8 protein-coding genes are annotated in these 9,239 nt (G+C 59.1%); 4 read left to right on the forward strand and 4 right to left on the reverse strand.

Annotation, left to right across the window (positions count from 1 at the left end):
- The first annotated feature begins 395 nt into the window (after positions 1 to 395).
- The gene (locus HMPREF3087_RS04535) at positions 396 to 854 is read left to right on the forward strand and encodes a hypothetical protein (protein ID WP_070428236.1); all 459 of its coding nucleotides are present in this window, start codon (positions 396 to 398) and stop codon (positions 852 to 854) included.
- On the opposite strand, the gene HMPREF3087_RS04540 is transcribed toward HMPREF3087_RS04535, so the two are convergent.
- The 4 genes from HMPREF3087_RS04540 to HMPREF3087_RS04555 all read right to left on the reverse strand — a co-directional run bounded on the left by HMPREF3087_RS04540 (position 839) and on the right by HMPREF3087_RS04555 (position 6,095).
- A complete protein-coding gene (locus HMPREF3087_RS04540; RefSeq protein ID WP_176745007.1) occupies positions 839 to 1,816 on the reverse strand; it encodes a nucleoside hydrolase in 978 nt (325 codons plus the stop codon). The genes HMPREF3087_RS04535 and HMPREF3087_RS04540 overlap by 16 nt on opposite strands.
- A gap of 38 nt (positions 1,817 to 1,854) precedes the next feature.
- Complete coding sequence (locus tag HMPREF3087_RS04545) at positions 1,855 to 2,832, reverse strand: LacI family DNA-binding transcriptional regulator (protein WP_176745008.1); 978 nt, start codon at positions 2,830 to 2,832, stop codon at positions 1,855 to 1,857.
- A 91-nt stretch (positions 2,833 to 2,923) separates the two neighbouring features.
- On the reverse strand, positions 2,924 to 4,270 hold the full coding sequence (locus tag HMPREF3087_RS04550) for an MFS transporter (RefSeq protein WP_070428238.1): 1,347 nt from the start codon (positions 4,268 to 4,270) through the stop codon (positions 2,924 to 2,926).
- A gap of 283 nt (positions 4,271 to 4,553) precedes the next feature.
- On the reverse strand, positions 4,554 to 6,095 hold the full coding sequence (locus HMPREF3087_RS04555) for an outer membrane protein assembly factor BamB family protein (protein ID WP_070428239.1): 1,542 nt from the start codon (positions 6,093 to 6,095) through the stop codon (positions 4,554 to 4,556).
- A gap of 431 nt (positions 6,096 to 6,526) precedes the next feature.
- Between HMPREF3087_RS04555 and HMPREF3087_RS04560 the strand changes: the two genes are divergently transcribed.
- The 3 genes from HMPREF3087_RS04560 to HMPREF3087_RS04570 all read left to right on the forward strand — a co-directional run.
- Entirely contained in the window at positions 6,527 to 7,735 is a 1,209-nt protein-coding gene (locus tag HMPREF3087_RS04560; RefSeq protein WP_176745009.1) for a Fic family protein, read from the forward strand.
- Positions 7,657 to 8,400, forward strand: a complete 744-nt coding sequence (locus HMPREF3087_RS04565; protein WP_141738869.1) for a hypothetical protein — start codon at positions 7,657 to 7,659, stop codon at positions 8,398 to 8,400. Before HMPREF3087_RS04560 ends, HMPREF3087_RS04565 begins: the two co-directional genes overlap by 79 nt.
- A gap of 20 nt (positions 8,401 to 8,420) precedes the next feature.
- On the forward strand, positions 8,421 to 9,239 hold an 819-nt coding region (locus HMPREF3087_RS04570; RefSeq protein WP_083272037.1), incomplete at its 3' end, for a GIY-YIG nuclease family protein.

Here is a 9,239-nt window from a genome sequence, read left to right on the forward strand (position 1 = left end):
AGATTCACGCTTTAATGCAACCTCACGCGCTAATGCGCTGCATTAAACCGCAAATCTGCACTACTGCGTGAGAACGCGCCAGCAAACAGCCGAGGCGGAGGTCGGCAGCGCCTGTAGAGCCTACTGTCCACCGAACGAACGAGGCGGAAACCAGTAGCGAACCCACCCCAACCAGCCCAGACTCACGCTTTAATGCAGATTTGCGCGCTAATGCGCCGCATTAAAGCGTGAATCTGCATTACCGCGTGAGAACACGCCAGCAACCAGCCGAGGCGGAGGTCGGGCCGGACTGCCCACGCCGGCCGAGGTGGGCAAGTTGGGCTGGCTGGGCTGGCCGCTCCGGCGCAGCAACGATGCACTCCCACCCGCGCTGACAAGGCCCAACGAAGCCCGGCATGACGGGGCTCGAGTACAATGAGCCCACTCGAACAACACACCAGTTCCCGCGTACATACAGGGCACTGCACTACCCGACGGGCGCCCCGACTTTCGTCCCGGCAGCCACCTCGGCAGAACAGAAAGATTGGTCCGCTTTGTCTGAATCGGCTTCGCGCTCGTCGCACGGCACCCCTAACGCTGCACACATCACCGGCAACATCGACGCCGCACCGCGCCTGGTCGCATACGACCACGAAAGCAGACGACCGATGTTCGCATTCATCCTGTACATCCTCGCTGCACTCATGGTTGTCATCGCACTTGTCATCAGCAGCGAAGCCAGCGAACCCCTGCGGGCTGCTCCCCTGTGGGGCTCAGCAGTCGTCGTCGGCGGTCTCGGTGTTGTGGCTCAGCTGCTGCAGCGCTTGTGCCGAATCCTCAAGGACATTCGCGCGGAACTTCAGAACCGCCGCTGAAAGCTCTCCCGCAGAAGAGCTAAAAGCCGACTGTTATCTACTGAGGTCACGAGCTCGACAACCCCTTGGTGAATACTCGCGTATTCGCTGAGGGGCTTCAGCGTTTCGCCATCTAGACGCACGGTTCGGCCGCTTTCCCGATCGTCGCTGACGACAACCCCGACCTCTGCGTGCTCCGAACTGACGAGCGTCGGATCAATCAGCATTGCAACCGTCAGTGCATCATGTACCCACATTCCCGGAATGTTTCGGGTTTCAGATGAGAAGCTGACCCACGGGCGCAGCGTGGGCACTAAAGCCCGCGTGAGGGAGTTGTCTAAACGTTCGAAAGCATCAAGGTCGTCGTGCGTAAGCATGGTTGTCGTCGTGACATCCATCGGGACGAGCGTCATCGGCGCTCCGCTGGCAATCACGGCAGCCGCGGCTTCCGGATCCAAGAAAAAGTTGGTATCAACCGGGAACCGATCTGCGTCAAAGGCCCCGCCCATTACGACAATTCTTCGGACGGCATCAGCTGTTTCAGGATACTTCCGCAGCATCAATGCAATATTGGACAGCGGCCCAATCGCTGCAATCGTAATTTCTCCAGGGTCAGCCAAAACCGTCTGCGCTAGCCAATCGACGGCCCCTTCGTTGAAAGCATCCGCTGAACTCACGGCGAACGGTGCAGGCCCCCACAGCTTCTGAGCGAGTTCCCCGGTTCGCTTACGCTGTGCTTCCTCTACCCATTCGCGCACTCGCCGCGCGTTCACATAGGGCTCCCCACACACAACCGGAGCGTCCACCGCGAGTTCTTTCAGCAGCCATGATGCAGCCGCTGCGCCTTCTTCACGGGAAGTATTACCACTGACAGTCGAAACCCCGACGAGGTCAACCAACTGCGAATACGCAGCGAGAGCGATGGCGATTCCGTCATCGGTATTCGCACCGGGAATCCCATTTCCGGGATCGGTATCAATCACCAAACGCAAAGAACTGTTCTCCCGTTCCATCATGTCCGCTACACGTAACTGCTCTCGCAACCGCAAGAAGACCGCCGAATCAGGTCCCCTTGGGCTGCCAGAAGCTGCGGCTCTTTCGCTTGGAGCAGACACTCGACTGCGCTCTCCGCGTTGTCCGCAACGCACTGCTCAAACGTCGTTAAAGAGGGGATCGTGAATGAACCCATCGAGGTTCCGTTTAAAGCTGCGACTGCGACATCTTTCGGCACAGAAACGCCAGCCTCAGAGCACGCCGCAAGGAATCCAACAGCCTGGGATTCGTTTGCCGCAAACAGCCCGTCGAAATCCACAGCAGACTCAATCAGCTTTTCTCCCGCCTGATATCCACCTGAACGGCTATAAGGCGCACTTTGCAACAAGTTTGAGTCTTCCTGCAGCCCTCGGGCCCGGAGCGCTTCGGCCCACCCCTGCATGCGAATTCGCGAATTGCGCTGGTCAAGCGGTCCGGTGATCATCGCTATTCTTTGCCGACCGTGTTCGGCAAGGTGATCAACCGCTTTGAACGCCGCCGCACCCTCATCCAACCGCATGCAGTGCGCGAAGGACGGGCTATCCCAAGAGTCAAAGACCAGCACGCGGGTTGTGTCTCTTAACTTCTCCAGTTCCGGAGGGCACCCATCGACACCGTAGAAAAGAAGACCCTCCACCCGGTTCAGAACAAAGTTTTCCAAAAGGCTGGCTTCCTGCTGGCGATCATCGGCAGAATCGCCCAGCAGAATGTTCAAGCCCCGCTGCCGCGCCGCGTTGCCCACCGCGTGTGCCAGCTCAGACAAGTACGGATTCTTGATGTTGGGAACAAGCAGTCCAATTGTGCCCGTCGTACCCAAAGCCAAGGCTTTGGCCACCCCATTGGGGCGATAGCCGGTTTCCTTAATGGCTTCGATGACGCGTTCTCGCAGCGCTTTGGAAACTGGGCGCGGGCCGTTGTTGACTACGTAGCTGACGACAGCGACGGAAGTTCCCGCAACACGGGCCACGTCTTTGCGGGTGACTCTTCCCCCACGGTCATGCATACTCGGCCTCGCAATCCCAGCTTCCCAGCATGGGCACCAACAATAGCTAACAGACTCAGACTGCGTCTCGAATATCGTTGAGGTCGCGTCCGCGCGTTTCCGGCGCCACGAAAGTCGTAGCCAGACCGATTCCGGCCATCACCATCCAGTAAATGGCGAGCGGCCACCAAGCTCCAGCCATGGCCAAGAGAGCAGACGCGACTGCCGGGGCGGTACCGCCGGACAGAATTGATCCCAGTTCCTTCGCGACCGCCATCTTGGTAAAGCGGTTCTTTGCGCCGAACAGTTCCACGCCATAGGCAGCCTGCACACCAAAGATTCCCAACGAGGCTACGCACATAGCAACAACAATGACGATAACGGTCACCACGGGATCGCGAAGTTCAAGGATCCAAAAGACGGGGACTGCCATCAAAACGAGTGCGAAGCAGAACCAGCGGTACACGATGCGACGGCCGAACTTATCGGATAGGTACCCTGACAGCGGAATAACGGCGAATCCGAGGAATGAAGCGATGAGCACCGCCGTCGTTGAAACAGATTTGTCGATCAGAAGGATGTTGGCGACATAGCCGACAAGGAATCCCTGCGCCATGTATGACGGCCCATTTTCACCGATGCGAAGACCGAGCATGACGAAGAAAGCGCGGTTCCGCTGCCAAAAGCTGCCTTCCTCGGCAACCGACTGAACCTTCTGCGTACGCTGTTCGAGCTCTTCCTTGTGCTGAGCGAAAACCGGAGTTTCTTTCATAGTGCGGCGAATCAGAAGTGCACCAAGAGCAACGAGAATCGAGGCTAGGAATGGAATTCGCCAGCCCCAGGAGTAAAGCGCTTCATCTGGCATCTGGACTACAAGGAGCCAAGCGCCTGAAGCGAGGAGCGTACCGCTGTTCGAGCCAATGGCAACAATCGACGCAACAAGCCCGCGCTTCTTCGCGGGGGCGTACTCAGTCAGCACGATCGCCGCGCCCGACAGCTCAGCGCCAGCACCAAAGCCTTGAAGGACGCGCATCAACAAGAGAAGAAGCGGTGCGCCAAGACCAATCTGCTCATACGTCGGCAGCAAGCCGATAGCGGTAGTGGCCCCGCCCATGAGCGCAACGGTCACGACCAGGACGACTTTCCGCCCCTTCTTGTCACCCAGGCGGCCGAAGAAAATCGCCCCCAACGGCCGCGCGAAGAAACCGACCGCGTAGGTGGAGAAGCCCGCGAGCAGGGACACTGCCGGCGACTCCGAGGGGAAGAACAGGGTGTTGAACACCAAAGCAGTCGCAAGGCCGTAAAGCGCAAAGTCAACGTACTCCATCGTCGTTCCCAACCAGGAAGAAACGACAGCGGTTATGAAATTCGATCTCCCTTCTTTGGACTTCAGCTCTGCATCAGCTGCGAGGTTTTCGGCCATCTGGCGCTCCTATTCTACGCGGGTAGACCCTGTTGCTTTCGGTAAATTAAACACCCAAAGTGACAGACAAGTAAACAGGACAACAAGGCCCGTTGACGGAGCCAGCAACACACCGGGCTCGCATCCGCCCAAACGTCCAACAGAAAATGCCGGTGGGGTATGCAGTTCTGCATACCCCACCGGCATTTCAGGTCAGAGAACTAGCCTTCAGTAGCCTGACTCCAAGGGGCCAAACCACCCCGGTCCCACGGCCGCGTCATTCGACCCACCGCACCTGAGCGCCTCACCCTTCCTCAGACCTCAGCACACGGAACTTCGTCTGCCCGTTCGGTTTGTCGCCACCGTCGATCTTCATAGCCACAGCAGAATCAGTCATCGTCAGCCATCCCAGGCGCAGCTCCCCGGCTTCACTTTCACCGGCGCCAACGCCTTCACGCCACAGTTCTTCACCGGTGTTGGCATCGACGGCCACAGCGGCATCATCCTGGGCGAACACAACAGCATCCGCGCCCGCCACATACCCGGCGTCACGGGCAGCGGAACTTGCTTCCGCCTCGGCGGGGGCTGACCAGAGGACCTCCCCATCGGTCATGGAGACCGCATCGAGTGTGTTGTCGGGGCTGGGCACGAGCCCGTACAGCTTCCCGTCCTTGGTGATGCCGGCGGGCGTTTCATACGGCAGTCCGGCGCCGGCCAGACCCTGCGAGAATTCATCGCTCACGGGCTTGCGCTGCACGCCTTCGAGTTTGCCGCCGGTGAGGTTGTCGCCGACTTCTGCAAAGACTGCACCCTCTTCCGTTGCGGAGTAGCAGTACTTCTTGCCGCCGAGTTCGTGCATGCCGCCGGCAATGCAGTCGGCACCATCGGCATCGGTGTTGATTGTGACGGCGGGGTCCTTTGCAGCATCGACGTCCGACCATTCCTTGACGGTGTAGATGTCAGATGTTGTCGACAGGTCGGGGGTTTCCCGCTCCAGCGCGTAGTTGTCAGCGTCAACGGCGGACAGCTGGTAGATGTTGCCGACGGCATCGGGGTTGATATCCCCGCCATCGAGCCTGGTCACAACGGCTGCTTGGGCTTTGCCGTCTTTCAGGGAGGTCCGCTGCAGGACTCGCTTGTCAGGTGCCGAGCCCACATGCGTCAGGTATTCGCCGCTGGGGTCGACGGTCGGCATGCTGACCTGGCTGCCCTTGGGCAGTGCAGGCGACTGCCACTTGGGTTTGATCTCTTGAGCTCCCGAGGAGCCTTCTGGCAACTGCAAGCCCACGACTGCCGGTGACTCACCTGAGCAGGCCGCGACCTGCTGAGCATCCTGGCCAAGTCCTTGGAGCGCAAGGACGATCGTGTCGGAATCGGTGACAGGTTTGTCGTCAAGAAGCCAGTACGCCTTGGCGGAGCACTTGCCGAGCGAACCCGGGTCGAAGGTCCACTGTTCTTCGCCGTCTGCCGTGTTGAGGCCGTGGATTTTGCCGGTTTGTGAGTCTTGGTAGATGAAAGTGTCGCCCTTGATGTAGGACTCGGGGCCGGTGATTCCGGCATCGGTGGGTGGGATGGCCAATGATTTGGACCACAGCTCTTTGCCGTCACCGTCGAAGGCGCGCATTTTCTGCGCGACACCGTCATAGAGCACCGCGAAGTTATTACTCGAAGCGAAGACAGTTGCCGCCGCATCGAGCTTCTGCCAGGAGCCCCATTCGAGCTTAGGCTCGCTTTTGTCCGGGTTGGCCGAATCACCAGAGCCGCCGGACCCTCCACACCCGGTGAGGACGAGTGAACTGGCAAAGACGACGGCCGCGGTGGCGCGCAGGGCCTGACGACGAATCATGGTGCTCCTTGACTACGGCTTGCCGGACGGCAACGCCCCTCATCGTAGCTAAGACGTTCCCTGTTCAAACTGGGCGAGCGCGGGTCGCCGAGGTGCCGGTCGCCGAGGCGGGCTGCCCAGGTGAGCGCCGGGCGGCCGGGTGGAATGTGCGCTGGAGCCGAGCCCAGTCAAGGCTCGCCCGTAGCCTTAGCCAAAAACGAAAATCGCCCAAGGATAAGCATTATCCTTGGACAACACGGCAATTCACCCAAGCATAAGCATTATCCTTGGACAAAACAGCGCTGAAGGAAAGGTTAGTGCTTATGTCGTGGACGGCTCGGGAGTGGACTCCTCCTGACAGTGCGCGGCGTCCGCGTGAACGCTGGCAGGGAACCTATTGGGCGTATCAACCGTTTTCGCTCACTGAACCTGAGTGGCGCATCGATCCTACGGTGGCCACTGAAGCCGGTCGTGTAGAGCGTCGTATCCGCAACCTGAAGTTTCATGAGGCCGCAGGAAAGCTCGAAGCGGTCTCGCGGTATCTGCTGCGCAGCGAAGCAGTCTCCAGTTCCTATATTGAGGGGCTGCGGTCCAATGCGCGGAACATTGTGTTTGAAGAGCTCAAACGGCTCGAGCACACTGCGACCGACACGGCAGCTGAAGCACATTCGTCAACAGCGGCTGAGGTTGCCGACAATATTGCCGCGCTGACCAGCGCTGTTGAACGTTTGGGTACGGCTGAGCGCATCACATGGGCTGACATCGAACAGCTGCAGAAAGAGCTGTTGCCCAGCCTGAGCACGCCGGGCATTCGTGACAGGCAGAACTGGGTGGGAGGAAGTGAGATTCACCCCGGCCAGGCGGAGTTCATTCCTCCGACTGAACAGGCGCTGGCTCCCGCGGTTGAGGATCTTGTTGAGTTCATGAACGGAGCTGCGACAGGGTGCCTGATTCAGGCGGGCCTTGTGCATGCGCAGTTCGAAACGCTGCACCCGTTTGCTGATGGCAATGGGCGCATTGGGCGAGCACTCATTCACACGGTGTTTGTTCGCGGTGGTCTGACGGAGGGGTCGGTTCTGCCCATCAGTCAGGTGCTGCTGACCCGGTCAGACGAATACGTCGCGGAACTCATGGCTTTCCGCGGCATCCCACGTGGCGCCGAATTTGTCACGAGCGCTGAACCGGTCCGTGAACTGAGCGTCAGCGACGGCATCAATGCCTGGCTTCGGCATTTCATTTCCGCGGCGGATGAGGCTGTGGATCTGGCGTCTGCACTTAAAGATGAGCTTGATGAGTTCGATCGCGATAGCCGCGCCCTCATCACCGCATATGCGGAGCGGACCGGAACGCGGATTCCGCGCAGCGATGCATCGGTGTGGAAGATCCTCGACATCCTGCCGAAGCTTCCGGCTTTGACTGTCGATGTGGCTGCTCGGCTGACCGGGACAAGCTCCACTTCAGCGCAGAATGCTCTTGAGCATCTTGTGGAGGCCGGCGTGCTTGACCGGCGCAACATCGGCAAAGGCAAACGCGGCTTCGTGTCCAATGACCTTTTCGATTTACTCAACTCAACCCAGCGAAAATGGGCAAGCACCCGGTTCGATACGCGCATCAGCAAACCGAACCGGCCGGCCCCAGGCAGTCCCGGCAACAAGAAATAACAAGCCTCAGCAGCCCGTTTATTCGCTACGCTTTTGGTATGGGACTGACAGCATCACTGATCCTCACAACTGAACAAATCTCGCCTCAGCAGATAGAGATCTGGGGGCTGGCCCCCACGCAGGACAACGGTGACTTGTGGACTGCTTTTCATAATCCAGCACAGCAGTTCTTCACACTGGCTCAGGCAGGTGAGTGGTCCCTCCTGTGGGATCCGCAGATGGTGGTTGCTGAATTCTTCGAGGCTGATTCGATCGCGCTGCCTGGTACTTGGCATGTGGCAAGCACGGTGTCTTCTGCTGGTTTTGTGGATTACCGGGTGTTCGTTGATGGCACCTTGGTTCGGCACCTGATGTCAGGCGATGATGAATTGGACGAGGGTGAACCTGTTGTCGATGAGTCTGGTTTTGTGTTCGCAGACGACGATCAGGCGGAACCATCGGCCGAGGTGGATGGGGACCTGATCATCCAAGAACTTCCGCGTGCCGTTGGGGCCGTAAGTGGGGACGAGGATGTGTTCACCGTGCGCGGACAGTATTTTGCCTACACCCACACCTCCCTTGACGACGCTGGAACCGTGCCGGACAGCACTCAGGTGGCAGGCACCTCGGCCGATGATCAGCCGAAGAAGACTTCATTCTTCGGCAGACTGTTCGGCAAGAAGTAACCCCACTCGATAGGAACCTCATGGCTGCGCCGAAGACTGTGACTCTGTTTCTTATGGACGGCTCCCCCGCTGGGCGCATCAAGTGCACGCTGGGCAATTGGATTGGTCAGGTGTACCGCATTCCGCGCACGGAAATTACACGTTCCGCTGATCGTGAAGAGCTCAAGCAGACTGGCGTGTACTTCCTTTTCGGCACGGATGCTGATTCAGGCGATGAGATTGCCTATGTGGGTCAGGCTCGCGAGCGCAAAAACGGCAATGGTGTGCTGGGCCGGGTCATGGAGCATTTCCGGCAGGAGAAAAACGAGTACTTCACGCATGCGGTCATGCTGGTCACGTCGGACGATTCGCTTGGTCCCACAGAGATTTCGTACCTCGAGAATGCTTTCCACAGCCGAGCACTCGCAGCTGGCCGCGTGCGCACGCTCAACAGCAATGACCCATCACCGGGCACTGTGACGGAGGAAAAGCAGGCGGACCTCGAGGAGTTCATTGCCTTTGCAACTATCGCTATCGGGTCGCTGGGGTACAGGATCTTTGAAAAGGCCGACGACGACAAGGCATCTGCCGCTGCAGCCCCGGCCCCCGCACCCGATGCAGAACCTCTGCTGAAGCTGGATTCTGCAGGTGCACGAGGTGAAGGTCGCCAGGTTGCCGACGGTTTCGTTGTGCTTGCGGGATCCGAACTTCGCATGTCGTTGACCGCGTCAGCCCCGGACAGCATTCAGAAGCATCGCGACCACTACGAAGACCGCATCGACAACGGTGTCCTCACAAAAGACACCGTGTTTTCGTCACCGTCAGCCGCCGCGCAGTTCCTTATGGGGGCTTCCGCCAAC

Origin of the sequence: Brevibacterium sp. HMSC22B09 (genome assembly GCF_001806795.1) — a bacterium.
Lineage (GTDB): Bacteria > Actinomycetota > Actinomycetes > Actinomycetales > Brevibacteriaceae > Brevibacterium > Brevibacterium ravenspurgense.

Excerpts from the sequence above, each read along its gene's own strand:
- HMPREF3087_RS04535 (WP_070428236.1), top strand. The coding sequence starts at position 396 with ATGACGGGGCTCGAGTACAATGAGCCCACTCGAACAACACACCAGTTC.
- HMPREF3087_RS04550 (WP_070428238.1), bottom strand. The coding sequence starts at position 4,270 with ATGGCCGAAAACCTCGCAGCTGATGCAGAGCTGAAGTCCAAAGAAGGG.
- HMPREF3087_RS04555 (WP_070428239.1), bottom strand. The coding sequence starts at position 6,095 with ATGATTCGTCGTCAGGCCCTGCGCGCCACCGCGGCCGTCGTCTTTGCC.
- HMPREF3087_RS04565 (WP_141738869.1), top strand. The coding sequence starts at position 7,657 with ATGGGCAAGCACCCGGTTCGATACGCGCATCAGCAAACCGAACCGGCC.